This window comes from Streptomyces sp. NPDC001220 (assembly GCF_053597895.1).
On the sequence record NZ_JBSFJE010000004.1, the window covers coordinates 308,265 to 332,772 of the forward strand.

At 71.6% G+C, this 24,508-nt stretch carries 20 protein-coding genes; 11 read left to right on the top strand and 9 right to left on the bottom strand.

The features are described 5' to 3' along the window. Nucleotides 1–70: 70 nt before the first annotated feature. The gene (locus ACWDGI_RS12035) at nucleotides 71–1,564 is read left to right on the top strand and encodes an SDR family NAD(P)-dependent oxidoreductase (protein WP_450757955.1); all 1,494 of its coding nucleotides are present in this window, start codon (nucleotides 71–73) and stop codon (nucleotides 1,562–1,564) included. Nucleotides 1,565–1,716: 152 nt separating this feature from the next. On the opposite strand, the gene ACWDGI_RS12040 is transcribed toward ACWDGI_RS12035, so the two are convergent. Beyond that, nucleotides 1,717–2,475 carry an SDR family oxidoreductase gene (locus tag ACWDGI_RS12040; protein WP_450757957.1) on the bottom strand — a complete coding sequence of 253 codons (759 nt, stop codon included), beginning with the start codon at nucleotides 2,473–2,475 and terminating at the stop codon, nucleotides 1,717–1,719. Between the two features lie 25 nt (nucleotides 2,476–2,500). Next, nucleotides 2,501–2,878 carry a hypothetical protein gene (locus ACWDGI_RS12045; protein ID WP_450757959.1) on the bottom strand — a complete coding sequence of 126 codons (378 nt, stop codon included), beginning with the start codon at nucleotides 2,876–2,878 and terminating at the stop codon, nucleotides 2,501–2,503. Nucleotides 2,879–3,373: 495 nt separating this feature from the next. On the opposite strand from ACWDGI_RS12045, the gene ACWDGI_RS12050 reads away from it, so the two are divergent. Together ACWDGI_RS12050 and ACWDGI_RS12055 are read left to right on the top strand one after the other, a co-directional pair. Next, the gene (locus tag ACWDGI_RS12050; RefSeq protein WP_450757961.1) at nucleotides 3,374–3,547 is read left to right on the top strand and encodes a hypothetical protein; all 174 of its coding nucleotides are present in this window, start codon (nucleotides 3,374–3,376) and stop codon (nucleotides 3,545–3,547) included. Between the two features lie 58 nt (nucleotides 3,548–3,605). Next, a complete protein-coding gene (locus ACWDGI_RS12055; protein WP_450757963.1) occupies nucleotides 3,606–4,088 on the top strand; it encodes an N-acetyltransferase family protein in 483 nt (160 codons plus the stop codon). A 6-nt stretch (nucleotides 4,089–4,094) separates the two neighbouring features. Here ACWDGI_RS12055 and ACWDGI_RS12060 read toward each other — a convergent pair whose 3' ends face one another. The 4 genes from ACWDGI_RS12060 to ACWDGI_RS12075 all read right to left on the bottom strand — a co-directional run bounded on the left by ACWDGI_RS12060 (nucleotide 4,095) and on the right by ACWDGI_RS12075 (nucleotide 7,034). Then, nucleotides 4,095–5,051, bottom strand: coding sequence for an SDR family NAD(P)-dependent oxidoreductase (locus tag ACWDGI_RS12060; RefSeq protein ID WP_450757965.1), 957 nt, complete (start codon nucleotides 5,049–5,051; stop codon nucleotides 4,095–4,097). Between the two features lie 54 nt (nucleotides 5,052–5,105). Further along, nucleotides 5,106–5,231, bottom strand: a complete 126-nt coding sequence (locus tag ACWDGI_RS12065) for a hypothetical protein (protein WP_450757967.1) — start codon at nucleotides 5,229–5,231, stop codon at nucleotides 5,106–5,108. 65 nt (nucleotides 5,232–5,296) lie between these two features. Further along, the gene (locus ACWDGI_RS12070; protein ID WP_450757969.1) at nucleotides 5,297–5,992 is read right to left on the bottom strand and encodes an MBL fold metallo-hydrolase; all 696 of its coding nucleotides are present in this window, start codon (nucleotides 5,990–5,992) and stop codon (nucleotides 5,297–5,299) included. 58 nt (nucleotides 5,993–6,050) lie between these two features. After that, complete coding sequence (locus tag ACWDGI_RS12075) at nucleotides 6,051–7,034, bottom strand: aldo/keto reductase (RefSeq protein WP_450757971.1); 984 nt, start codon at nucleotides 7,032–7,034, stop codon at nucleotides 6,051–6,053. A gap of 106 nt (nucleotides 7,035–7,140) precedes the next feature. On the opposite strand from ACWDGI_RS12075, the gene ACWDGI_RS12080 reads away from it, so the two are divergent. Continuing rightward, on the top strand, nucleotides 7,141–7,722 hold the full coding sequence (locus ACWDGI_RS12080) for a TetR/AcrR family transcriptional regulator (RefSeq protein ID WP_450757973.1): 582 nt from the start codon (nucleotides 7,141–7,143) through the stop codon (nucleotides 7,720–7,722). A 265-nt stretch (nucleotides 7,723–7,987) separates the two neighbouring features. On the opposite strand, the gene ACWDGI_RS12085 is transcribed toward ACWDGI_RS12080, so the two are convergent. Further along, a complete protein-coding gene (locus tag ACWDGI_RS12085) occupies nucleotides 7,988–9,331 on the bottom strand; it encodes an amidase (RefSeq protein ID WP_450757975.1) in 1,344 nt (447 codons plus the stop codon). Between the two features lie 255 nt (nucleotides 9,332–9,586). Here ACWDGI_RS12085 and ACWDGI_RS12090 point away from each other — a divergent pair, with 255 nt between their 5' ends. Further along, the gene (locus ACWDGI_RS12090) at nucleotides 9,587–11,962 is read left to right on the top strand and encodes an alpha-L-fucosidase (protein WP_450758485.1); all 2,376 of its coding nucleotides are present in this window, start codon (nucleotides 9,587–9,589) and stop codon (nucleotides 11,960–11,962) included. A gap of 293 nt (nucleotides 11,963–12,255) precedes the next feature. Here the strand turns inward: ACWDGI_RS12090 and ACWDGI_RS12095 are convergent, their stop codons facing one another. Beyond that, nucleotides 12,256–13,305, bottom strand: a complete 1,050-nt coding sequence (locus tag ACWDGI_RS12095; protein ID WP_450757977.1) for a LacI family DNA-binding transcriptional regulator — start codon at nucleotides 13,303–13,305, stop codon at nucleotides 12,256–12,258. Nucleotides 13,306–13,533: 228 nt separating this feature from the next. Here ACWDGI_RS12095 and ACWDGI_RS12100 point away from each other — a divergent pair, with 228 nt between their 5' ends. Genes ACWDGI_RS12100 through ACWDGI_RS12125 form a run of 6 tightly spaced genes read left to right on the top strand, consistent with a single transcriptional unit; the run spans nucleotide 13,534 to nucleotide 21,068 of the window. Then, entirely contained in the window at nucleotides 13,534–14,826 is a 1,293-nt protein-coding gene (locus ACWDGI_RS12100; RefSeq protein WP_450757979.1) for an ABC transporter substrate-binding protein, read from the top strand. A 10-nt stretch (nucleotides 14,827–14,836) separates the two neighbouring features. Continuing rightward, nucleotides 14,837–15,724, top strand: a complete 888-nt coding sequence (locus tag ACWDGI_RS12105) for a carbohydrate ABC transporter permease (RefSeq protein ID WP_450757980.1) — start codon at nucleotides 14,837–14,839, stop codon at nucleotides 15,722–15,724. Continuing rightward, complete coding sequence (locus ACWDGI_RS12110; protein ID WP_450757982.1) at nucleotides 15,721–16,587, top strand: carbohydrate ABC transporter permease; 867 nt, start codon at nucleotides 15,721–15,723, stop codon at nucleotides 16,585–16,587. Before ACWDGI_RS12105 ends, ACWDGI_RS12110 begins: the two co-directional genes overlap by 4 nt. A gap of 26 nt (nucleotides 16,588–16,613) precedes the next feature. Beyond that, complete coding sequence (locus tag ACWDGI_RS12115) at nucleotides 16,614–17,861, top strand: glycoside hydrolase 5 family protein (RefSeq protein WP_450757984.1); 1,248 nt, start codon at nucleotides 16,614–16,616, stop codon at nucleotides 17,859–17,861. Continuing rightward, the gene (locus ACWDGI_RS12120; RefSeq protein WP_450757986.1) at nucleotides 17,858–18,019 is read left to right on the top strand and encodes a hypothetical protein; all 162 of its coding nucleotides are present in this window, start codon (nucleotides 17,858–17,860) and stop codon (nucleotides 18,017–18,019) included. The genes ACWDGI_RS12115 and ACWDGI_RS12120 overlap by 4 nt, the downstream gene beginning before the upstream one ends. 28 nt (nucleotides 18,020–18,047) lie before the next feature. Further along, entirely contained in the window at nucleotides 18,048–21,068 is a 3,021-nt protein-coding gene (locus ACWDGI_RS12125; protein WP_450757988.1) for an alpha-mannosidase, read from the top strand. 58 nt (nucleotides 21,069–21,126) lie between these two features. Here the strand turns inward: ACWDGI_RS12125 and ACWDGI_RS12130 are convergent, their stop codons facing one another. Continuing rightward, nucleotides 21,127–24,477 carry an NACHT domain-containing protein gene (locus tag ACWDGI_RS12130; protein WP_450757990.1) on the bottom strand — a complete coding sequence of 1,117 codons (3,351 nt, stop codon included), beginning with the start codon at nucleotides 24,475–24,477 and terminating at the stop codon, nucleotides 21,127–21,129. Nucleotides 24,478–24,508 lie beyond the last annotated feature (31 nt).

Below are 24,508 nucleotides of genomic sequence, written 5' to 3' on the forward strand. Positions count from 1 at the left end.
CGTAAAATTCCCTGTTCGAAAGCGGGCGCGAGTCGGAGCGCCGCTGGTGGATCAGGGAAGCGGCGGCACGATGACGGTGACACAGGACGGCCCGACGGCCGAGGACCAGGTGGTCTACGGCCCGGGCATCGACCCGGAGCGGCTCGCCGTCTGCCTCAGCGTGCTCGACGAGCTGGACAAGCTGGAGGTCGACCACCCGGACGCCATCGCGGTGCGCCGGGCCACGGCCGGCGTCTACCGCACGGTCAAGCAGCGCCGCCGCCAGGAGCGCCGGGCCGCAAAGACAGCGCACGACAAGGCGGTCACCGAGGCCACCGCGACCGGCTCCGCCCAGCGCATCGACGACGAGACCGAGGGCCTGCTGCCCTCCTCGCGGACCGAGGAGGGCAGGATCGCGGGGATACTCCAGCGCCCGCGCTCCTGCTACACCTGCAAGAGCCGCTACGTCGAGGTCGACTACTTCTACCACCAGCTCTGTCCGGACTGCGCCGACCTGAACCGCGCCAAGCGGGACGCCCGCGCCGACCTGACCGGCAAGCGCGCCCTGCTCACCGGCGGCCGCGCCAAGATCGGCATGTACATCGCGCTGCGGCTGCTGCGGGACGGCGCGCACACCACGATCACCACGCGTTTCCCGAAGGACGCCATCCGCCGCTTCAAGGCGATGGAGGACTCGGCGGACTGGCTGCACCGCCTGGAGGTCGTCGGCATCGACCTGCGCGACCCCGCCCAGGCCGTCGCCCTGGCGGAGCAGGTCGCCGCGGCGGGCCCGCTCGACATCCTGATCAACAACGCGACCCAGACCGTACGCCGGCTGCCCTCCGCCTACGCGGCCCTGGTCGAGGGCGAGAGCGCCCCGCTGCCCGCCGGTGAACTCCCCGCCCACCAGGTGATCGGCGCCTTCAACTCGGGCGCCGTGGACGGCCTCGCCGCGCTGCCGCTGGGCACCAGCGGCCTGGACGCCCAGCAGGTCGCCGACCTGGCGCTGGTCGCGGGCAACGCCAGTGTCGCCCGGCACCTCGACGGCACCGCCATCGACGCGGGTGGTCTCGTCCCCGACGTCGTCGACAGCAACACCTGGGTGCAGACCATCGACCAGATCTCGCCGGTCGAGCTCCTGGAGACCCAGCTCTGCAACTACACCTCGCCGTTCATCCTGATCAGCGCGCTCCGGCCGGCCATGGCCGCGGCGGCGAAGAAGGCGGCACGCGGCCGGTCGTACGTCGTCAACGTCTCCGCGATGGAGGGCGTCTTCGGCCGCGGCTACAAGGGTGCCGGGCACCCGAACACCAACGCGGCGAAGGCGGCCATGAACATGGTCACCCGGACCAGCGCGACGGAGATGTTCCAGACCGACGGCATCCTCATGACCTCCGTGGACACCGGCTGGATCACCGACGAGCGCCCGCACTACGACAAGCTGCGGCTGGCCGAGGAGGGCTTCCACGCGCCCCTCGACCTGATCGACGGCGCGGCCCGCGTCTACGACCCGGTCGTCCGCGGTGAGCAGGGCGAGGACGTGTACGGGGTCTTCCTGAAGGACTACGAGCCGGGCAAGTGGTAGGCCCCGCTTAACCGTTGACGGCCTGTGGCACCGGCGCCCTGCTGTTGGGCAGGCGCCGGTGTGCGGGTGCCTCCGGCGGTCCGGTCGAGGAGGGGTGCGGGTCGGGGGCCGGTGCGGGTCGTGCGTCGTTGCTCTCGCAGTTCCCCGCGCCCCTAGGCCGACGTGCGTGCCGCTCGTACCCGGGTGCCGCCGTCCACCACCAGGTCTGCCCCGGTCACCCATGCCGCGGCGTCCGAGCACAGCCACAGCACCGCCCCCGCCACGTCCTCGGGCTCCCCGATCCGCCCGAGCGGCAGCCCGGCGGCGATCTCCTCCTCGCGCGGCTCCCACATGAAGCGGGCCATCTCCGTGCGCACCAGTCCCGGCGAGACCGAGTTCACCCGCACCCGGGGCGCCAGTTCCCCCGCCAGCTGCTGGGTCAGATGCAGCAGTGCCGCCTTGCTGGTGCCGTAGGCGCCCACGTCCGGGCCGACATGCGCCGCGCCCTCCGTGCAGATGTTGACCACCGAGCCGCCGTGCTCGCGCATCCAGCCCCGCCACGCGCACTGCGTCAGCCGCAGCGGCCCCTCGACGTTGACCGTGAAAGCCTCCCGCCACGTGCCGAGATCGGCGTCCATGAGCGGTCCGTAGGGGCGATTGGTGGCCGCGTTGTTGACGAGGATGTCGAGTCGTCCGAACTCGCCGAGCGCCAGCCGGGTCAGCTCCCGGGCGTGCTCCGGCTCGGCGACGCTGCCGGCCAGGCCGGTCCCGCCCAGCTCCGCGGCGGTACGCCGGACCTCGTCCGCGTCCCGCGCGCTCACGCACACCAGCGCCCCGGCCGCCGCGAGCGCCCCGGCGACCGCGCGCCCGATCCCGCGCGTGCCGCCGGTCACGACGGCCGTCCTGCCCCTGAGCCCGTACGACGACGTCATCGCCGTACCGTCTCATGACGCGCCGTCAGTCGACAGCCCCGAGGCGGGAGTTGCGGGCCGCGACCAGTTCCAGGACGGTCCGCCAGTCCTCCAGGACGCCCGCGTCGAACCCCGCGGTGCGGGCCTCCTCGTCGGCCTGCCGCAGGCGCAGCACGTCGTCGTCGGCGGGGGCGCCGTCCCCGCGCACCAGGTGGTGGACCCGCTCCCCGAGCAGATGCCGTACCGCCCGCGCGGCGCCCTCGGCGGGGCCCAGCAGTTCCTCGATGCCGTGTACCAGGCCCGCGACCTGGAGCTCCTTGTCGGCAGGGCGGCTGCGGCGCAGCAGGGCCGCGGTGCGCAGGGCGCGCTGGTGCCGGCAGGCGTACAGCAGATCCATCAGCTCCTCGACGCTGCGCAGCTCCATGCGTCAGTCCTTCCGCGAGACAGCCGTTGTCCTGCGCCATCGGATCATGTCGAGTTTTCGACCCGGCCAACGCAACCTGAACTGCACAGCCTGTGCGGGAGCGGCACCCGCCCATTCGAATGGGTGTTCGTTCGCCTGGGTCGGGCGAGAGGCGCGTAAACGGGGCATCATGTTACGAACGGGTGTATTTGCGGGCGCTCGGAGTGCGGAGCGACTCGCGATAGTTACACCTTGTTTGCACTCCCTATCGAGCGGACCTGCGCTCATTTGGTTAATCTATAGGGGACGGACAGCATCAAGGGGTCCCACCCACACCCATGGTCCGTCCCGGGACAAGCCGGTCGACAACGGCCTGCTCTCTTGTGAGTTACCGGCGCCACCGCGTCCGAACTGGCCTTCCACCCAGACCCGAGCGGGCGCCGAGCACCGGAACGCAGACTCGAACGCAGACTGTCCGGTACGCCCCGAGGGTGACCGACACAAAAGGAGTGCGCGGTGACACCTGAGCAGACGAATCGCGAGCAGCGCCCCACTGAACGCGCGGAGCGCGTGGGCAGCCGGCCCGGACAGCTCGGCAGCCTCGACGTGTGGGCCCGGTCCGCCCCGATCCGCCTCGCGGGTTACGAGGAGGACCTCGCCGAGCCCCACATCCTGCCCAGCGTGGACTGACCGGCCGGTCAGCCCTGTCGCGATCGCCGATGCGCATGGGCGTGCGAGACTCACGCCCATGCTGATCAGAGCAGCCACCGCGGCCGACTGGCCGCAGATCTGGCCCTTCTGGCACCGGATCGTCGCCGCCGCCGAGACGTACGGCTGGGACCCCGACACCTCGGAGCAGGCGGCCCGCGCCCTGTGGATGAGCCCGGCGAAGCGTGTCTACGTCGCCGAGGATCCCACCGGAGCCGTCGTCGGCTCCGCCTACCTCACCCCCAACTACGGGGGCCCCGCCGCGAGCGTCGCCAACGCCGGCTTCATGGTCCACCCCGACCGGGGCGGCCAGGGCATCGGGCGGGCCCTGGCCGAACACGTCCTGGCCGAGGCCCGGGCGCACGGCTACCGGTCCATGGTCTTCAACGCCGTCGTCGAGACCAACCCCGCAGTCGCCCTGTGGACCTCCCTCGGCTTCAGGATCATCGGCACGGTCCCGGAGGCCTTCGACCATCCGGAACACGGACCGGTCGGCCTGCACATCATGTACCGCGCACTGTGAGCGCGGTCACGCCACGAGCGCCTCGGACACCGCCCACAGCCGGGCCGCGTTGTCCCGGTCCAGGGCGTACGGCGCGACCCCGCCGACGGCACCGGCCCGCTCGGTGACCGGCTCGGCCTCCGCGCAGTCCTCGTAGTAGCGGCCGGTGACGCCCGCCACCGCCGGGGAGGCGGCCAGCAGCACCGAGGTCGCGGCGCCCTGCTCCACCGTCTTCTGCGGCGGCAGCGTGAGCTCGCCCGAGGCGATGAAGTCGGCGACCTGCCGCATGTCCATGTGCCGGGCCAGGTTGGTGTCCGCGATGTTGCCCGGCATCAGGGCGTTGGCGGTGATGCCGTCGTCGGCCCAGCGTTCGGCCGCGGCCACGGCGAACAGGATGTTGGCGGTCTTCGACTGACCGTAGGAGGTCCACGGGTCGTAGGGGCGGAACCGGTAGTCCAGGTCGTCGAAGACGACGGGCGAGAAGAGGTGGCCGGTGGAGCTGACCGAGACGATCCGCGCGCCGTCCGCCGCCGCGAGCGCCGCGTGGAGGCCGGTGGTGAGGGCGAAGTGGCCGAGATGGTTGACGCCGAACTGCTGCTCCCGGCCGTCCGGTGTGCGGGTGACCTCCGACGGCGCCATCACTCCGGCGTTGTTGACCAGGATGTGCAGCGGTCCCTGCCATTCGGCCACGAAGGCGGCGACCGTCGACCGGTCGGCCAGGTCGAGCCGCGCCACGGTCAGCTTTCCCGCCCCGGGCGGCAGCTCGGCCGCCAGCCGGGCCACCACGCGGTCGCCCGCCTCGGTGTTGCGTACGGCCAGGGTGACGTCGGCGCCGCCCGAGGCGAGCGCACGGGCCGTCTCCACTCCGATCCCGGAACTGGCGCCGGTCACCACGGCCCGTCGGCCGTGCAGGTCGGCGCCGTCGACGGCCTCGGCCGCGGTGGTGGTGGAGCTGAAGGTGCGGGGGGTTGCGGGTACGGACATGAGGTGTGTCTCCTGAGGTGAGAGGTGGTTCTGTACGGGCCGAGCCCGGCCCGGTTACCGGGACGCCGGCGTGTCGGCGACGGGAGTCCAGCGCTGTTCGCCGCCCTCGCGGGTGACCCGGCCGAACACCTCGTCCGTGAAGTGCCCGGCGGCGATCACCGTGTCCGGCCGCCCGAGCACCCGGTCGCGTACCTGCCGGGCCTGGCCGGGAGCGACGTCGGAGGCGAAGGCCAGGTCGGGGTCCGCTATCTGGGTGGGGGAGTGCAGGATGTCCCCGACGATCCAGCCTCCTCGGTACCGGCGCCCGACGGGTCCCGTACGACGACCGCCAGATGGCCGGGGGTGTGACCGGGCGTGGCCTCGACGGTCACCCCGGGCGCGATCGTGTCGCCCCCTGCGACGAACTCGACGACACCGGTGAGCGGCTTGAGCACCGCCTCGGCGTCCGGTCCGCCCAGGTCGGCTTCCCGCGTCGTCCAGTACTGCCACTCGGCCCGCGACATGAGGTGGCGGGCCCGGGCGAAGGTGAGACCGCCGGGCGCGTGCGCGGCCGGTGTGCCGGGCAGCGGGGCGACATCGCTGGTCCAGCCGACGTGGTCGAGGTGCAAATGCGTGTAGACGACGGTGTCGATGCCGGTGGCGGACAGCCCCTCGGCGGCGAGGCTCCTGAGCAGCGCGCCCCCTTCGAGATGAGCGACGCCGGGCACGTCCACATCGATCTTCCCGGTGGCCAGGTCCACGAGGATCCGTTGGTCCCCGGCCCGGATCAGGAACGATCCGAAGCTGAGGATCAGCTGCCCGTCGTCGAGATGGCCGGGCCGGGTCGTCCAGTCCACTCCGGGGAAGAGGGCGTCGGGGTTGTGGGCGCCGAAACCGTCGGGCAGATAGGTGATCGTCGTGTCGCCGACGGAGATCCGGGAACGCTTGGCGGGCTGGGGCATGGTCGTGAGCTTCTTTCTGAATCGCTCCGCATCGCTGCGGGTCCGGGACGGCGGGCGCTCAGCCGTTGAGGGTGCCCATGTGCTCGGGCGCGTAGCGGTCGCCGGCGACCGCGCCGTGCGGTGCGACCGCCTCGATGGCGGCGAGGTCGGCGGCGGTGAGCGTCACCTCGGTCGCGGCGACGTTCTCCTCCAGGTAGCGGCGGCGCTTGGTGCCGGGGATGGCGACCGCGCCCTGCCGCTGGACCCAGGCGAGGGCGAGCTGACCGGGAGTGACGTTCTTCTCGGCCGCGATCCGGCGGACCTCGCGGACGACGTCGAGGTTGCGGTCGAAGTTCTCGCCCTGGAAACGCGGATCGGTACGTCGCCAGTCGTCCTCGGCGAAGTCGTCCGGGCTGGTGATCGCGCCGGACAGGAAGCCGCGGCCGAGCGGGGAGTAGGCGACCAGGCCGATGCCCAGCTCCTTGAGCGTGTCCAGGACACCGTCGTGCTCGATGCCGCGCTCGAAGAGCGAGTACTCGATCTGCAGGGCGGTCACGGGGTGGACGGCATGGGCCCGACGGATGGTCCCCGCGGAGGCCTCGGACAGGCCGATGTGCCCGATCTTGCCCTCGGCGACCAGCTCCGCCATGGCGCCGACGGTCTCCTCGATGGGCACCTGGGGGTCGATCCGGTGCAGGTAGTAGAGGTCGACGTGGTCGGTGCCCAGGTGCCGCAGCGAGCGCTCCAGTGCGTGCCGCACGTACTCCGGCCTGCCGTTGAGGCCGACCATCCGGCCGTCGTCGGTGATCTCCACGCCGGTCTTGGTCGCTACCACGGCGGCCTCACGGCGCCCGGCCAGCGCCTTGCCGAGCAGCTGCTCGTTGACGAAGGGGCCGTAGCTCTCGGCGGTGTCCAGCAGGGTGACGCCGAGCTCCAGCGCCCGGTCGACGGTGGCCAGGGACTCGGTCTCGTCGGTGGCGCCGTAGAAGACGCTCATGCCCATGAGGCCGAGGCCCTGGACGCCGACGGTCAGGCCCTGACCGCCGAGTACGCGCTGTTCCATGGTGAGGTTCCCTCGATTCCATAACTAACTGGGTAGATACATGGACCGTAGGCCACGCCCGCGAGGGATGTCAATAACTAGATAGTTACTTGGTAGGGTGGTGGGCATGTCACGCGATTCCAGTGCCACCAAGGCCCGGCTGCTCGACGCCGCCTTCAGCGAGTTCGCCGCCTACGGCATCGCCGGCGCCCGGGTGGACCGGATAGCCGAGGCCGCGGGGGCGAACAAGCGGCTGATCTACGTCTATTTCGGCAACAAGGAGCAGCTCTTCGACGAGGTGCTGCGGCGGGCGATGACGGCGGGCGCCGAGTCCGTGCCGTTCGACGTCGAGAACCTGCCCGGATACGCGGGCGCGATCTTCGACCACCTGGTGGCGCGGCCCGACCTGATGCGCCTGCGGCTGTGGAAACTGCTGGAGCGCCCCTCCGCCACCGGGCTCGAACACGACGCGTTCCGCGACAAGGTGGCCCAGGTGGCCGCGGCGCAGGCGCGCGGCGACCTCGACGGGGACATGGCGCCCGACGACCTGCTGACCATGGTGCTCGCCGCGGCCCAGGCCTGGTTCTGGGCCGCCGAGGGGGTCGACCCCAGGGAGGTCGGCGAGTCCTGGCCGCGGGAGCGCCTCGCCCTGCACCGCGCGGCGGTCGTCGAGACGGCCCGCCGGATGACCGAGCCGAAGAAGCCCTAGCGGAAGAGGGCCGAGCCGGAGAGAGCCGAGCCGGAGAGGGCCGAGCCGGAGAAGGCCGGGCGAAGATTTCCGAGCCGGAGAAGGCCGAGCCGGAGAGGGCCGAGCCGGAGAAGGCCGGGCGAAGATTTCCGAGCCGGAGAAGGCCGAGCCGAAGAGGGCCGAGCCGGAGAAGGGCGAGCGAAGATTTCCGAGCCGAGGCAGACCCCGGCCGAGGCAGACCTCGGCCGGAGCAGATCCGGCCGAAGAAGGCTGAGTCGACGAAGTCCTAGCCGACGGGTGCCGTCCGCTGCCACGGCCGCAGGGTCTCCAGTGTCCGGGCGACCTCCAGCAGGACCGCTTCCGAGCCCGGCCGTCCCACCAGCTGTACGGCGCACGGGGCACCCGAGGGCAGCGTGCCGAACGGCACCGACATCGCCGGCCAGCCGGTGAGGTTCCAGGCCGGGGTCAGCGGCGAGTAGTTGGAGCCGGCCAGCGCGTTGCGCAGCCAGCCACGCTCGTGCCAGGGGGCCGCCTCCGGGGCGCGGCGCGCCAGCGCCGGGGTGAGCAGCACGTCGTACTCGGCGAAGAACGGGGTGAGCCGGGCGCGCAGCCGCTCCCGGGAGTCGCCCGCCCGGACCCCGCTCAGGAAGCGGCGGCCGATCGCCGCGTGCACCCGGGTCCGCCGGGTCAGCAGCGCCGGGTCCAGGTCCGCCGCGTCCACGGCCGTCCCCGCGGTCCAGTGCCGGAGCGCGGTGACACCGATCGACGCCGGATACGGCGGCTCGGCGCGCCGCACCTGGTGCCCGGCGCCCGCCAGCAGTCCGGCCGCCTGCGCCACCGCGTTCGTATACGGCCTGCTCACGGTCGTCCCGACCAGGGGGCTGCGCCGCGAGACGGCGATCTTCAACGGAGCGCCCTGCGCGGTGTCCTCGAACCCCTTGTCCGCGATGATCGAGAGCACCAGCCGGACATCCTCGACGCTGGTCGCCAGCGGCCCGTTCTCCGACATGCCGAACCAGTCGCCGTGGCCGATCCCGGCCGGGACCACCCCGAACCCCGGCTTGATGCTCACCAGACCGCAGTTGGCCGCCGGGATGCGCAGCGAGCCCATGCCGTCGTTGCCGAGGGCGATCGGCGCCAGCCCGGCGGCGACCGCGGCCGCGCTGCCGCCCGAGGAGCCGCCCGCGCTGCGCCGGGTGTCCCACGGGTTGCGGGTGACGCCGTGGACCCCGTCGGTGGTACCGAAGACGCACAGTTCGGGCACGTTCGTCAGCCCGACGACCACCGCGCCCGCGGCCCGCAGCCGGGCCACGGTGGCGTGGTCGGCGTCGGCGGGCGTGTCCGGTGTCGCGGCCGAACCGTCCAGATGCGCCTCGCCGCACACCGCCAGATTGTCCTTCACGGCCAACGGCACACCGGCGAGGGGGAGTTCGGCGAGGTCGGCGCGGGCCGCGACCTCGTCCGCCTCGGCGAGCGCCGCATCGGCCCGGACCTTCCGGAAGGCGCCGATCCGGCCGTCCAGCCGCGCGATCCGCTCCAGATGCTCGGCCACCACCTCGCGGGGCGTGACCCGCTTCTCCCGTACGGCGGCGGCGATTTCGGCGGCGGTCCGGCCGACCCAGCTGGTCACAGGCGCTCCTGGTGGTGCGAGAGAGAGGCTTACTCGTCGGTACGAGAGGGCACTCTGCCCCGCCGCGGGCTTCGCGTCGAGAGCATCCGCTCCCGGACGCGCGGGCGGGGTGTGCCGCCGACCGGCCGCCGGCGTCTGTGCTGTTCCCGCAGGTCCTCCGACCACTTTCTCAACTCCCGCACGTGCACGCCCCATTGACAGGCTTCTGGGCCCGCTCAATCATCAGACATCCGATGAATGGAGCCGCGCATGAGCATGTCTCCCTGTCCAAGACGCCAGGTTCTGGGGGCCGTCGCGGGTGTCGCCGCCGCGGCCGCGCTGCCGCTCGCCGCGCCGACCCAGGCCCACGCCGCCGAGTCCGCCGAGGCTCGCGCCGCCGGGACGGCCGCCGCGGGTGCCGCGTCGCCATGGGTTCCCGTCCCCACTCCGGTCCCCGTGACGCTCGATTCCCTCTACGACAACGACGGCATCGACACCGCCGACGCCCGGGGCGGTGACTTCGACGGCTCCGGCTACACGTTCCCGGGCGAGGAACTCCCGGCCGGCCGGGTCGAGGTCGACGGCATCCCCTTCGACTTCCCCGCCGCGACGGCGGGTGCCAAGAACAACGTTGTCGCGCTGGGGCAGCGCGTCGACCTGCCCAAGGGGCACTACCTGTCCGCCGTCTTCCTCACCGCCGGCAGCTACGGCACCGCCTCCGGCCGGGCCACCGTCCACTACGCCGACGGAACGACCACCACCGCCGGTCTGAGCGGCGGCGACTGGTACGCGGTGGGCGGCCCGCTGGCGGCGTCGTACCGCTACCAGCCGGACGGCGGCAAGGACCAGCACGGTGTCGGGATCGGCACCTCGGAGGTGTGGATCGACCCGCAGCGCGAGGCCGTCGCCCTCACCCTGCCGGTCACCAACCCGGCCGAGGCCGGCAAGGCCGCCCTGCACGTCTTCGCACTCTCCCTCCAGCCCGTCGCCCAGGGGCGGGCGCTGGCCCTGCGCGACGCCCACTCCACCGGGTCCCTGCTGGACGCGACCGGCGCCCAGAGCGTCGAGGCCACCGTCGTCAACGCCGGCACCGTCGCGATCCTGGCCCGCGACGCGGTGTCGGTACGCGTCGACGTCCCCGGCGCCCGCACCGTCGAACCCGCCCGCATCCGCCGCCTCGACCCCGGCGAACAGGCACGCGTCCGGGTCGGCATCCGCAGCCGCACCGGCACCGCGCCGGGCACGGAGCAGGACGGCACGGTGAGCGTGCACGGGCGCGGCAGCCAAGTGGCTTCCAGCAAGCGCCCGTTGATACTGGGCACCGCCGACTACCAGCCCACCGAGACCTCGTTGGCCGGTCACCAGGCCCCGTACTGGTTCAACGAGGCCAAGTTCGGCATCTTCATCCACTGGGGCGTCTACTCGGTGCCCGCCTGGGCGCCCGTCGGGGTGCAGTACGCCGAGTGGTACTGGGACCAGATGCAGGACCCGAACAACCCCACCTACGCCTACCACCGGGACACCTACGGCGAGGACTTCGCCTACGACGACTTCATCCCGCGCTTCACCGCCGAGAAGTTCGACCCGCGAGCCTGGGTGGAGCTGTTCCGTGACGCCGGCGCCCAGTACCACGTACTGACCTCCAAGCACCACGAGGGCTTCGCGCTCTGGGACACCAAGGTCTCCGACCGCAACGCCGTGCGGCTGGGCCCGAAACGGGACCTGGTCAAGGAGCTCTTCGAGGCGTCCCGACGGCACACCCCCGAACTCCACCGCGGCCTCTACTTCTCCATGCCCGAGTGGTTCAACCCCGACAACCCCTGGATGGGCCACGCCCCGCGCAACCCGTACACACTGGAGCCGCTGCCCTACACCGGATACACCTCCGGCAAGGACTACGTACGGGACTTCCAGGCCCCGCAGATGCTCGAACTGATCCACGGCTACGACCCGGAGATCATCTGGTGCGACATCGGCGGCTCGAACGACAGCCTCCACGTCCTCGCCGAGTACTTCAACCACGCCAAGAACCGGGCCCGTCCGGTCGACGTGACCGTCAACGACCGCTCGGGCATCGGCTTCCACGACTTCACCACGCCCGAGTACACGACGTACGCCGACACGGTCGTCGCCAAGTGGGAGGCCAGCCGGGGCCTCGACCCGCGCAGCTACGGCTACAACCGGGCGACCCCGGACGACGCCTACATGACCGCGGAGGAGGTCGTGCACAGCCTGGTCGACATCGTCTCCAAGAACGGCAACTTCCTGCTCGACATCGGTCCCCGCGCCGACGGCACCATCCCGGAGATCATGCAGACCCGGCTGCGGGAGACCGGCGCCTGGCTCGCGGTCAACGGAGAGGCGATCTACGGCACCACGTACTGGTCGCGCATGGGCCAGCTCGGCGAGGACCTGCGGTTCACGGTCCGCCCGGACGAGGCCTTCTACATCCACTCCCTGGCCCGGCCAGGCGCCAAGCTCACCGTCGAGGCACCCGTGCCGATCCGTGCCGGTGACAAGGTGACCATGCTCGGCCACCACCGGCCGCTGACCTGGACCGTCGCCGGCGGAGCGCTGGTCATCGACGTGCCCGAGTCGGCCCGGCGGGCGGGACAGCACGTGTGGGTCTTCAAGGTGGAGTGGCACGGATGAGGTGGGGGACAGGCTGCCGCGGCTGCTCGGGGCCGCGGCAGCCCTGACGCCACCGGTGTCACCGATTTCGGCGATCGCCCGGGAGCAGCGGGCGGCCATGCCGGCCACCCCGGTCACCGTGCCCGCGCCGGCCGAATGGACGCCGGGAGATGGCGCACCACAAGCTCAACCAGGGCTCCTCGGGCCGAAGGTGAAGAGCGACGCGCGGTCCGGGCCGGCGGGTTCGCGCCGGTCCGGCCGGCCCGGTTCACGCTGGTCCGGCCGGCCCGGTTCACGCCGGTCCGGCCGGCCGTCTAGGAGCGGACCGCGGCGGGTGCCGTGCTGCCCCGTGTCGTCAGCCGGGGCACCGGCACCCGCACCGCGCGGGCCGAGCCGCCGTCCAGCAGGGACGTCAGTTCGCGGGCCGCCACCCGGCCGAACTCGGCGCTGTCCCGGGAGAGCGCCGACAGCCACGGTTTGACCATGCGGCACAGTGCCGAGTCCTCCCAGGAGACCACCGAGACGTCGTGCGGGACCCTGTAGCCGAGTTCGGCGGCGGCCGCGACCCCGGCCACCGCCATCACGTCGTTGTCGTAGATCAGGGCCGTCGGGGGCGGGGTGGCACGCAGCACGCGGCGGGTGACGGCCGCGCCCTCGGCGTCGGAGTAGTCGGTGGTGACGGAGCGGACCTCGGTCAGGCCCCGGCCGTCCGCCTCCGTGCGCAGGGTGCGGATCCGGCGCTGGGTGTGGGCGAGGCCGGGCAGGCCCGCGATGTGCACGATCCTGCGGTGGCCCAGGGCCGTCAGCTCGTCCACCACCGACGCCATCGCGGCCGCGTCGTCCGCCCAGACCGTCGACAGACCGGGGTGGCGTCCGTCGGGGGCGCCGCCTATCACCACCGCCGGCAGGCCCAGCTCGTCCAGCAGGTCGGGGCGGGGGTCGTCGGCACGCGGGTCCACCATCAGGATGCCGTCGACGCGGTGCTCCGCCCACCAGCGGCGGTACACCGCGCACTCGTCGGCCACGTCCTCCGCCATCTGGAAGAGCAGGCCGAGATGGCGTTCGGCGAGCACCTCCTGGATGCCGGAGACCAGTTGGAGGAAGAACGAGTCGACGCCCAGCGAGTGCGCGGGACGGGCGAGGACGAAGCCCACCGTGGCCGCGCCCTCGCCGGACAGCGCCCGGGCGGCGGTGCTGGGCCGCCAGCCGAGCTGCTCGGCGACCCGGTGCACCCGGGCCCTGGTGGTCTCGGAGACCCCGGGGCGGCCGTTGAGCGCGAAGGAGACCGCGCTCTCGGAGACTCCGGACCGGCGCGCGATGTCCTTCATCGTCGGCCGGCGCGCGGGGATGCGTTTCTCCGCCAACTCAGTTCCTCATTCGGTCGGGGCCGTGATCCGCTAATGCGCTTGAGTTCGAACACCCTAAAGCGCATTAGTGGTCGACCGCAATACGTTCGTGACACCATGCTGAGCAGGGGCTTTGAGTCACTAATGACTTTAGCTCCGCCGAATCCATTGACGCGTCGCGGAAACGGCGTGCAAGGTCTGGCGCGGCACCTTCGGCCACCCCCCGCTGCAAAGGAGCAACGGACCATGCGTATCTCCCGCAGAGCCCTCGCCCTCGCCGCTGCCGCCTTCCTCGCCCTGCCGCTGAGCGCCTGCGGTTCCGGGGAGGACGGCGGTGGTTCCACCGACGCCTCGGGCAAGGTGGAGGGCGACATCACGTTCCAGACGTGGAACCTGCGCGCGAACTTCAAGTCGTACTTCGAGGGCCTGGTCGCGGACTTCGAGAAGAAGTACCCGGACACCCACGTGAAGTGGATCGACCAGCCCGCCGAGGGCTACGCAGACAAGATCAGCGCGGACGCGGCCGGCGGCACCCTGCCCGACGTCGTCAACGTCTCCCCGGACCTCGTCGCCCCGCTCGCCAAGGCGGGCCTCGCCCTCGACCTGGACAAGGCGGCGGCCAAGTACAGGCCCGAGTACCTGGACGGGGCCTGGGCAAGCCACGGGATACCGGGGACGAGCGGCACGTACGCGTTCCCGTGGTACCTGAACACCGGGCCGCTCTTCTACAACAAGGCCCTGTTCAAGCAGGCCGGACTCGATCCCGCGCAGCCGCCGAGGACCTACGACGACCTCTTCGCCGACGCCCTGAAGATGGCACAGAAGAGCGACGGCAAGGTCGCCACCCTCGCCAACGTCCCCACCATCGAGGACTTCGGCCGCTACGGCGTCGAGCTGATGGACAAGCAGGGCACCGGGTTCGCCTTCAACGACGCGAAGGGCGTCGAGATGCTCACCAAGTACAAGGAGTTGTACGACGCCAAGGCACTCGACCCGCAGGCGCTGACCGCTACCCCGGAGTCCTCCGGCAAGAAGTTCCTCACCGAGGCCGTCGCCATGAACCCCGGCAGCGCCCTCGACCTCGCCAACTTCCAGAAGCAGGCGCCGAACCTGTACAAGAACATCGGCATCACCGACCAGATCACCAGCACCGGGCACGTCAACATGTACGTGATGGGTGTGATGGTCAACTCCCGGACCAAGCACACGGCGGCCTCGGTAGCCTTCGCGCACTTCGTGACCGACGCGCAGAACCAGATGTCCTTCGCCAAGCAGGTCGCCATCTTCCCCAGCACCGCCGGCTCCCTCGACGACCCGTACTTCACCAAGGAGGACGGCACCGACGAGACCCGGGTGCGGATCGCCGCCGCCAAGTCGCTGAAGACCGCGGTCAACTACACGCCGGTGCTGTTCAGCGACCAGATGAAGACCGCGCTGCGCAACGAGGTCGCCAAGGCCCTGCAGGGCAAGGAGAGCCCCAGGACGGCTCTGGACAACGCTGTCAAGGCCTGCGACCAGCTGCTCCGGCAGCAGGGCTGAGTGGCGAGGCATGGCCGGCGTGTCCCGCGTGCGACGCCAACTCCCCACCAGTCCCTGGCTGTTCGCCGCACCCGGACTGCTGGTCATCGGCGCCTTCGTGCTGTATCCGTTCGTCTCGACGGTGGTCAACTCCTTCACCGACCGCCGCACCCTGATCCCCGGCCGGTTCGTCGGCCTCGCGAACTTCCGTGAACTGATCCACGACGACATGTTCTGGACCGGCCTGCGCAACAGCACGCTGTACGTCCTCGTGGTCGTACCGGCCCTCGTCGTCCTGCCGCTGCTGCTCGCCCTGCTGGTGCAGAAGAACATCCCGGGCATCACCTTCTTCCGCTCCGCCTTCTACACCCCGGTCGTCGCCTCGATCGTCGTGGTCGGGCTCATCTGGGTCTGGCTCCTCGACGAACGCGGCCTGGTCAACTCCCTGCTGGAGACGGTCGGGATCGGCCGGATCGGCTTCCTCAGCGACCAGTGGCTGCTCCTGCTGAGTGCGATGGCGGTCACGGTCTGGAAGGGCCTCGGCTACTACATGATCATTTATCTGGCGGCGCTCGCCAACGTCCCGCGCGAACTGCACGAGGCCGCCGCCGTGGACGGCGCGGGGACCGTGCGCCGCTTCCTCTCCGTCACCGTGCCCGCCGTACGTTCCACGATGGTGCTGGTCGCCGCGCTCTCCTCGGTCGCCGCCTTCAAGGTGTTCTCCGAGGTGTACCTGATGGCCGGCCCGGACGGCGGGCCGGCCGGCGAGGACACCACCCTCGTGATGCTCGTCCAGCGCACCGGCACCGGACTGACCGGGCGGGTCGGCTATGCCTCGGCGCTCTCCGTCGTCGTCTTCGTCGTCACCGTCGCGCTGATGCTGCTGGTACTGCGCGCCGACCGGGGGGACCGCCCATGAGCGTCACCCGGTCACGCCTCACCGACGAACACGGCCGCCGCATCCGGATCGGTGAGCTGGTCCTGCGCTACGCCCTGCTGCTGCTCGTGCTGGCGGTCACCGTCGGACCGTTCCTGTGGCAGCTGTCCACCTCGCTCAAGGGCCCGACCGAGGACATCTTCAGCTCGCCCCCGAGCTTCCTGCCCGAGCATCCCACCCTGCACAACTACCAGCGGGTCGCCGACACCATCCCCGTCTGGGACTACGCCCTCAACTCGCTGAAGGTGGCCGGCGCCGGCGTCGTCACCAACTGCGTCGGCTCGGCGCTCGCCGGATACGCCCTGGCCCGGCTGCGCTACCGGGGCCGCCGGATCGCCACCCTCGTCTTCGTCCTGGCGATGCTCGTGCCGGTGGAGGGCATCATCATCGCCCAGTTCACCACCATGCGGGAACTCGGCCTCAACAACACCCTGATCGGCGTCGTGCTGCCCGGCTCGATCGGCGCCATGAACGTGCTGCTGATGCGCAACGCCTTCCTCAACCTGCCCTACGAGATCGAGGAGGCGGCCTACGTCGACGGCGCCGACGTCTGGCAGCGGTTCCTGCGGATCGCACTCCCGTCGGTCAAGGGCACCGTCGCCGTCGTCGCGATCTTCGCCTTCATGGGCGCCTGGGACGACTTCCTCTGGCCGCTGATCGTGCTCAGCGACCCCTCCAAGTTCACGCTCACCATCGGCCTCAACTACCTGCACGGCACGTTCGCCAACGACGAACGCCTCGTCGCCGCCGGCACCGTGATCGCCGTGGCCCCGCTCATCGCCCTGTTCGCCTGCCTCCAGCGGTACTTCTTCCGCGGGGTCGGCGAAGGCGCCGTCAAAGGCTGAACCCCCTGTTCCCGCAAGGAGACCGCATGCCTCCGGCCGTGCGCTTCGGCGTCAACTACACCCCCAGCGAAGGGTGGTTCCACCACTGGCTCGACTTCGACCTGGACTCCGTGCGCGCCGACCTCGACTCGATCGCCGCCCTGGGACTCGACCACATCCGGGTCTTTCCGCTGTGGCCCTACTTCCAGCCCGACCGCGGCCTGATCCGGCCGCGCGCCGTCGAGCAGCTCGTCGCCCTCGCCGACGCGGCCGCCGAACGCGGTCTCGACGTCAACGTGGACGGCCTGCAGGGGCACTTGAGCAGCTTCGACTTCCTGCCGGCCTGGACCAGGACCTGGCACCGGCGCAACCTCTTCACCGACCCCGTGGTCGTGGCGGGGGAGGCCGCCTATCTCCGCACCCTGGCCGCCGCGCTCGCGGACCGGCCGAACTTCATCGGGATGACGATCGGCAACGAGGTCAATCAGTTCGCCGCAGGACCGCATCCGGATCCGGACCGGGCCACCGAGGCGGAGGCCGAGCGCTGGCTGGCCCGGCTGCTGGCCGCCTGCGCCGAGGCCGCCCCCGGCAAACTGCACCTGCACGCCTCCTACGACGCCGCCTGGTACCAGGACGACCAGCCCTTCACCCCGGCCCACTCGGCCCGCCTCGGCGACCTCACCGCCGTGCACTCCTGGGTGTTCAACGGCACCGCACAGCGCCACGGCCGTACCGCCCCGCAGACCGAGCAGCACGCCGCGTACCTGGTGGAGCTCAGCAAGGCCTGGGCCGAGGATCCGCACCGGCCGGTATGGCTCCAGGAAGTGGGCGCGCCCGCGCCGCTGATCCCCGCCGAGCACGCGGCCGCGTTCACCGAGGCGACGCTCACCGCCGTTCTGGACTGCCCCGACCTGTGGGGCGTCACCTGGTGGTGCTCGCACGACGTCAGCCGGAGCCTCGCCGACTTTCCCGAACTCGAGTACGGACTCGGTCTGTTGACCAACGACCGCAAACCCAAGGACCTCGCGCACGCCCTCGCGGCCGCCGAGCCCAGGGCGGCGAAGGAACGCACCACCGCGCTCATCGTGCCCTCCGACCCCGCCCGGCGCTCCCGGTGCGCTCCCGGCGGGCCCGTCTTCGACGCCTGGTTCCGTCTCGTCGCCGACGGCGCCCGTCCCACCACCGTCCTCGACACCCGCGCGGACGACCGGGACCATCTCGCCGCGCGCGGCATCACCGAGGTCGTCACTCCCGATCAGGTACTCCCCACCCCACCCGGAGGCACCCGGTCGTGAACCCCAGCAGACGGACCGTCCTCGTCGCCGCCACCGAGGCGGCCCCGGCCCGCTCACTGCCGGCGGCGGCGACCGAGCCGGCGGCACGGTTCGAAGTGCGTGCGGCAGGGGAGCTGTACACCTCGTCGGACCCCGTGACCGTCACGCACACCTGGTAACCGGTAACGAACAAACGGAGCACCCCACATGCATGACGACCGCAGCTTGGTTGAAGCCCGCCTCAGGCGCGTCCTCGACGAGCGCATCCGTCCCGCCGTGTACCCCGATTCCGTGCCGCTCGACGTCGCCGTGTGGCACGCGCCCGGCGAACCCGTGCCGGTCGCCGAAGGGCTCGCGGCCGAGCCCGGGCCGATCGAGGTGGGCGCCCGGTGGGGTGCTCCGTGGGGCACCAGCTGGTTCCGGGTGACCGGAACCGTTCCCGAGGAGTGGGCCGGGCGGACCGTGGAAGCCCTGCTCGACCTCGGATTCGACGAGAACATGCCCGGCTTCCAGTGCGAAGGCCTGGTCTACCGGCCCGACGGCACCCCGGTGAAGGGCCTCAACCCGCGCAACCAGTGGGTCCGGATCGGCGCCCCGGTGGCGGGCGGCGAGCGGGTGCGGCTGCACATCGAGGCCGCCTCCAACCCCGTCATCCTCGACTACCACCCCTTCCGGCCCACGTCGCTGGGCGACAAGGACACCGCCGGGCACGAGCCGCAGTACACGCTCACCCGGATGGACCTCGCCGTCTTCGACGAGACCGTGTGGCAGCTGGTGATCGACCTGGAGGTGCTCGGCGAGCTGATGGCCGAGCTGCCTGCGGACGCCCAGCGCCGCTGGGAGATCCTGCGTGCGGTCGAGCGGGCCCTGGACGCGATCGACCTCCAGGACGTCAACGGCACGGCGGAACAGGCACGTTCACGGCTCACCGACGTCCTGTCCGTCCCCGCCGCCCCCTCCGCGCACCGGATCAGCGCGGTCGGCCACGCGCACATCGACTCGGCCTGGCTGTGGCCGCTGCGCGAGACGGTCCGCAAGGTGGCCCGCACGACCGCCAACATGACCGCCCTGATCGAGGACGAGCCCGACTTCGTGTTCGCCATGTCCCAGGCCCAGCAGTGGGCGTGGGTGAAGGAGCACCGGCCCGAGGTGTGGGCACGGGTGAAGATGGCGGTCGCGGACGGCAGGTTCGTGCCGGCCGGCGGCATGTGGGTGGAGTCGGACACCAACATGCCGGGCTCGGAGGCGATGGCCCGTCAGTTCGTCCACGGAAAACGGTTCTTCCTCGACGAGTTCGGGATCGAGAACGACGAGGCCTGGCTGCCGGACACCTTCGGTTTCGCGGCCGGGCTCCCGCAGATCATCAGGGCGGCGGGCTCCACCCGGCTCCTCACCCAGAAGATCTCCTGGTCCCAGACGAACAAGTTCCCGCACCACACCTTCCAGTGGGAAGGCATCGACGGCACCCGGATCTTCACCCACTTCCCGCCCGTCGACACCTACAACTGCTCCATGAAGGGCAGCGAACTCGCGCACGCGGCCCGCAACTTCAAGGACAAGGGCCGGGCCCGGCACTCCCTCGCGCCGACCGGCTGGGGCGACGGCGGCGGGGGCACGACCCGCGAGATGGTCGCCAAGGCGGCCCGGGTACGGGACCTGGAGGGCGCGCCGACGGTCGTCTGGGAGACCCCGGAGTCGTTCTTCGAGAAGGCGGAGGCCGAGTACCCGGACCCGCCCGTCTGGGTGGGCGAGCTCTACCTCGAACTCCACCGCGCCACCCTCACCAGCCAGGCCAGGACCAAACAGGGCAACCGGCGCAGCGAACACCTCCTGAGGGAGGCCGAGCTGTGGGCCGCGACGGCCGCCGTACGCACCGGATTCCGCTACCCCTACGAGGACTTGGACCGGATCTGGAAGACGGTCCTGCTCCACCAGTTCCACGACATCCTGCCGGGTTCGTCCATCGCCTGGGTGCACCGCGAGGCCCGGGCGACGTATCAGCGGGTCGCCACCGAACTCGACGAGATCATCGACGCGGCCCAGCGGGCCCTGGCGGGGGAGGGCGACCGGCCCCTCCTGTTCAACGCGGCGCCGCACAGCAGGAACGGCGTGCCGGCCGGGGGCGCCGGCGAGGAGACGCCGCCCGGGGAGGTGACGGTCTCGGAGCGCCCCGAGGGCGGCCGGATCCTCTCCAACGGCCTGCTCCGGATCGAGATCGACGCCCGGGGCCTGGTCGTGTCCGCGTACGACGGCACGGCCGACCGCGAGACCATCGCCCCCGGTACGGCCGCCAACCTGCTCCAACTCCACCCGGACTTCCCGAACATGTGGGACGCCTGGGACGTCGACGCCTTCTACCGCAACGCGGTCACGGACCTCACCGGCACCGACGAGCTGACGGCCGGCGAGGACGGCCGTTCGGTCCGGATCACCCGGTCCTTCGGCTCCTCCCGCGTCACCCAGGTGCTGTCACTGTCGCCGGGCGAGCGCCGCCTGCTGATCGACACGGAGGTGGACTGGCACGAGACGGAGAAGTTCCTGAAGCTGGCCTTCCCGCTGGACCTGCACGCCGAACGCTATGCGTCCGAGACCCAGTTCGGCCACTTCCACCGTCCGACCCACACCAACACCTCATGGGAGGCAGCGAAGTTCGAGGCCTGCAACCACCGCTTCATCCACCTGGACGAGCCGGGTTGGGGCGTGGCGATCGTCAACGACTCGACGTACGGCCACGACGTGACCCGCGCGGTCCGCACGGACGGCGACCGGGGTACGACGACCACGGTCCGCGTCTCCCTGCTGCGGGCCCCGCGCTTCCCCGACCCCGAGACCGACCAGGGCGTCCACCGCTTCCGGCACGCACTGGTACCGGGCGCGGGAATCGCGGACGCGGTGCGGGAGGGCTGGGTGATCAACCTGCCGGAGCGCCGGGTGACGGGTGCGCGGGAGGCGGCTCCGCTGGTCACGGTCGACAACGACGCCGTGGTCGTCACCGCCGTGAAGCTGGCCGACGACGGCAGCGGCGACGTGGTGGTCCGCTTCCACGAGGCCCACGGCGGCCGGGCGCACGCGACACTGACGACGGGCTTCGAGGTCACGGGGGTCACGGCGACGGACCTGCTGGAGAGGCCCCTGGCCGACACCCCCGCACCGAGCCTGGACGGGGCCGAAGTGGCCCTGCGCCTCCGCCCGTTCGAACTGAGGACACTTCGCTTCAGCAGGGCGTGACCCGCCACGTCCCGGCCGGCGCACCGCCGGACGCCCTCGCCGTGCGCGGAACGCCGCGTCATGCGCGCGGTGGGGGCACCGGCGCCCCCGCCCGGCCGTCCCGCGTGACGGCGATGGGACGCACGCTGCCGTCACGCAGCACCCGGACCCGGGCACGGCGGCTCGCCTCGTAGGCATGGTGGTGGGCCTGGGGGAAGTGCATGCTGTGGAGGTCGCCGCCGGGCAGGAAACGGATCAGCCAGCCGACCGACTCAGCGCCCTCGGCGGCGGCCGCGGCCGTCGTCAGGAGCTTCTCGTAGTCCCCGCGCAGGGTGCCGAAGCCGGCGCTCGGAGTGCTCTGGAAGTACCGGAACACCGCCTGGGTCCGCGAGGGCGGGATCCTGTTCGGGATCGTGTACTCCTGGAGGTGCTCGCCGCTGCTCAGCCGCTGCAGGCAGTCGTCCACCTCGTCCTCGGGGGAGAAGGCGTACAGCCAGTCCCGCGCCTTCACGCCCTCGGCGTCCGGCAGCCAGCTCCTGGTCCGCAGGTCCTCCACGATGCCCGTGACACCGTAGGGGGACAGCACGGAGACCAGGCGGTGCGGGGCGGAAACGGACTCGTCCAGCTCCTCCCGGATGTTCCAGCGGTCCAGGAGGACCACGTCTCCGTGGACGATCGCCGTACGGATGACATCCAGGCCCACCGGTATCCCCCACGCGGCCAGGGTCGCCGAGGCGGCCACCCGGAGACCGACGTCCGGGTGGCGGATGAACCTGTCGAGTTCCTCGGGGTCTCCGGGGCTTTCGTCCAGGCACTCGAGCGCGAGGCAGCGTACCTGGATCGTCATGTCGTTGTCCCGGACGAGGGCGAGCAGCTCGTCGCGCGGGGCGCGGCCATGGCCCGCGGCGATGTGGTCCCGGATGGCCGTCAGCAGGGCGGTGCTGCTTCCCATCGACCGGAACCGGTCCAGCAGCGTCCGCACGCCCGCCTCACCTGCGGCGTCCAGATACGCCCCGGCCACGTCCTCGTGGTCGAGCGGCCGCCGCAGCAGCACGAGCAGCCGGTCGGCCGTGCCGGGATCCCGGTTGTCCTTCAGCGCGTCCCGTACCGCCGCCGCGATGACGTCGAACCACTCGAGGCCCGCACGCCGCTCCAGCGTGTCCAGGAAGACATCGGCGGGAGCTCCGGCCTGGCCCAGCGCCCGAAGGACCAGGGCGATCCCCTTGGCCGTGGACCAGGAGCCGCGTCGCGACCCGTCGGCCACATGCGCCAGCCTCCGCTCCAGCTCGGTGCGGAGCGCCGGGGCCGCGGCCGCCACCCGGAGCGTGCCCAGCGCGGTGATCAGAGCCTCCCGCAGATAGTCGACCGAGTCGACCCTGCCCAGGGAGAACGCGCCGAGCAGCCGTTCGCCCACCCGCCGTCCGCCGTGCGCCTCCAGAGCCTGGATCAGGGCGAGCCGTGCCCCGCCGTCGCGTTGGTCGTCGCAGATGTAGGCGACGACCTCGTCCAGCTGCTCGTCCGACCGCGCGACCCCGACCAGCGCCCCGGCCGCCCGGCGCTTCTCGTCCTGGTGCAGGGAAGCCCTCAGCAGATCCCATACGGTGGCCACGATCTCTCTCCGCAACGCCACGTCGGCCACGCGGGGACTGCCCGTCAGACAGCGGGCCGCCAGCAGCAGATCGGTGTGGAAGAGGTCGTCGTCGGGCAGGGCGAGGAGCCCGCGGCCGTCGGTGCGTGATGCGCCGGACTCCAGTTGGAGCAGCCCCGCCAGCAGCGGAGAGGCGTCGGGCAGCGCCCCCGCCAGCAGCAGGATCACCTCCTCCCACCAGGGGTCGTACCGGGCGGTCACCGCCTGCCGGATCCCCTCCGCGCCCCGCTCCAGAAGGGCGGCCGCGGTGAAGTGCTCCTGGAGGGTGAGGTGCAGGAAGCCGTACCAGCCGTGCGCCTGCGGCTTGAGCAGGCCGTACTGTGCGGCGATCTCGTCGAGGATCGCGCGGCTGTCGTCCGGGGCGAGGTCGATCGTCGGCAGGAAGCGGGCGATCTGGTCGAGGAGGTCGTCCTCGGGAAAGTAGCGCAGTCCGCGCTGGTGGTAGTGGCGGGCGATCTCCTTCAGCAGGTCCTGTTTGCGGTCGGTGGTGAAGCGGCTGTAGCGCGAGATCTTGCGGTGGGCGTCCCACTCGCGGAGCAGCACCTCCACACAGCGCTGGTACAACGCCGCCCGCCGCTCGGGGAGTTCGAGGTCCCGTTCGTAGACGATCGCGATGAGGCTGAGCAGCAGCGGGTTGGCGGCCAGGGCCTGCAGCCGGCCGTTCGCGGACAGGGCCCGGACCAGGCCGCCACGGCGGCGGTCGTCGGGGCCGAACCAGTTGGAGACGAACGTCTCTATCTGCGGCCACTCGAAGTCCAGCGCCTCCAGCACCTGGAACTGCTGCAGGCCGCCCCGCCAGCCCTGCCGACGGCAGGTCGCGGCGATCGGCGCGCGGGGGAACCGGGTGGCGAGCCGGGCCAGTTCGGCGGTGACCCGGTGGTACGCGCTCTCCGCCTCCCGCGCGCTCTCCCCGCCCAGCACCTCGTCCAGACCGTCCAGCAGCAGAGCCGCGCTGCCGTCGGTGAGCTTCTCCACGACGTAGTCGCGGGCGTCCTCGAAGCCGTACTGGTCGGCCCAGTGCTCGGCGAGATGGTCGAGCAGCGACTCGTGACCGCTCTCGACGAACCGGAACAGCTCGACGTACGCCGGGAGCACGGGCAGCGACTCGTGCTCCGACTGGGTGGCCATGCGCAGGGCCAGATGCCGCAGCATCGTGGTCTTTCCGGCGCCCGGATCGCCCACGACCACGATGCGGCGATAGCGCTGGAGGGCGTCCACGGGGGCGTAGGTGTGCACGGGGGCCTGGGTCTCGGCGGCGGCCCTGGCCTCGGCGCGCTCCGCCTCGGTACGCCAGCTGCGGCGGTCGGCGTCCGGGCGGTGGGCCTGCCGCTCCACCTCGTCGGCGGACAGGAACCGCAACGGCTGCTGCTCCTGCACCCCCACCTGCACATACAGCCGCTCCAGCCGCAACGGCCGCGACATGTCCAGGATCCGCAGGGTCGACAACTCCTGCACCAGCCGCCCGCAGTAGGCCGCCGCCCCCGCCTCCAGGGTGGAACGCCGGGCAGCCACTCTGCGGGCGGCCCGCTCCCGTTCCTGTTCCTCCTCCCGGGCGGCCCGCCGGCGTTCCCGCTCGGTCTGCTGCCGCTCGTGCTCCCACTCCTGTTCCTTCAGCCGCAACTGAGCGGCCGTCTCGAGCCGGATCTTCTCCCGTTCCAGACTCTGGACGCGCTGCACCTGCCACAACGCCACCGCAGCCGCGATCACCGCCGCCAGCAGTCCGCCCAGCGCGGTGACGACGGACGCGCTGTCCAGCGCGAGGTACTCACCCGACAGTGACACAGGCCCCCGCCCCTCTGTATGTCCGCTGTCG

Coding starts and splice junctions, on each gene's coding strand:
- ACWDGI_RS12035 (WP_450757955.1), top strand. CDS start 71: ATGACGGTGACACAGGACGGCCCGACGGCCGAGGACCAGGTGGTCTAC.
- ACWDGI_RS12040 (WP_450757957.1), bottom strand. CDS start 2,475: ATGACGTCGTCGTACGGGCTCAGGGGCAGGACGGCCGTCGTGACCGGC.
- ACWDGI_RS12045 (WP_450757959.1), bottom strand. CDS start 2,878: ATGGAGCTGCGCAGCGTCGAGGAGCTGATGGATCTGCTGTACGCCTGC.
- ACWDGI_RS12055 (WP_450757963.1), top strand. CDS start 3,606: ATGCTGATCAGAGCAGCCACCGCGGCCGACTGGCCGCAGATCTGGCCC.
- ACWDGI_RS12060 (WP_450757965.1), bottom strand. CDS start 5,051: ATGTCCGTACCCGCAACCCCCCGCACCTTCAGCTCCACCACCACCGCG.
- ACWDGI_RS12070 (WP_450757969.1), bottom strand. CDS start 5,992: ATGCCCCAGCCCGCCAAGCGTTCCCGGATCTCCGTCGGCGACACGACG.
- ACWDGI_RS12075 (WP_450757971.1), bottom strand. CDS start 7,034: ATGGAACAGCGCGTACTCGGCGGTCAGGGCCTGACCGTCGGCGTCCAG.
- ACWDGI_RS12080 (WP_450757973.1), top strand. CDS start 7,141: ATGTCACGCGATTCCAGTGCCACCAAGGCCCGGCTGCTCGACGCCGCC.
- ACWDGI_RS12090 (WP_450758485.1), top strand. CDS start 9,587: ATGTCTCCCTGTCCAAGACGCCAGGTTCTGGGGGCCGTCGCGGGTGTC.
- ACWDGI_RS12100 (WP_450757979.1), top strand. CDS start 13,534: ATGCGTATCTCCCGCAGAGCCCTCGCCCTCGCCGCTGCCGCCTTCCTC.
- ACWDGI_RS12105 (WP_450757980.1), top strand. CDS start 14,837: ATGGCCGGCGTGTCCCGCGTGCGACGCCAACTCCCCACCAGTCCCTGG.
- ACWDGI_RS12110 (WP_450757982.1), top strand. CDS start 15,721: ATGAGCGTCACCCGGTCACGCCTCACCGACGAACACGGCCGCCGCATC.
- ACWDGI_RS12115 (WP_450757984.1), top strand. CDS start 16,614: ATGCCTCCGGCCGTGCGCTTCGGCGTCAACTACACCCCCAGCGAAGGG.
- ACWDGI_RS12125 (WP_450757988.1), top strand. CDS start 18,048: ATGCATGACGACCGCAGCTTGGTTGAAGCCCGCCTCAGGCGCGTCCTC.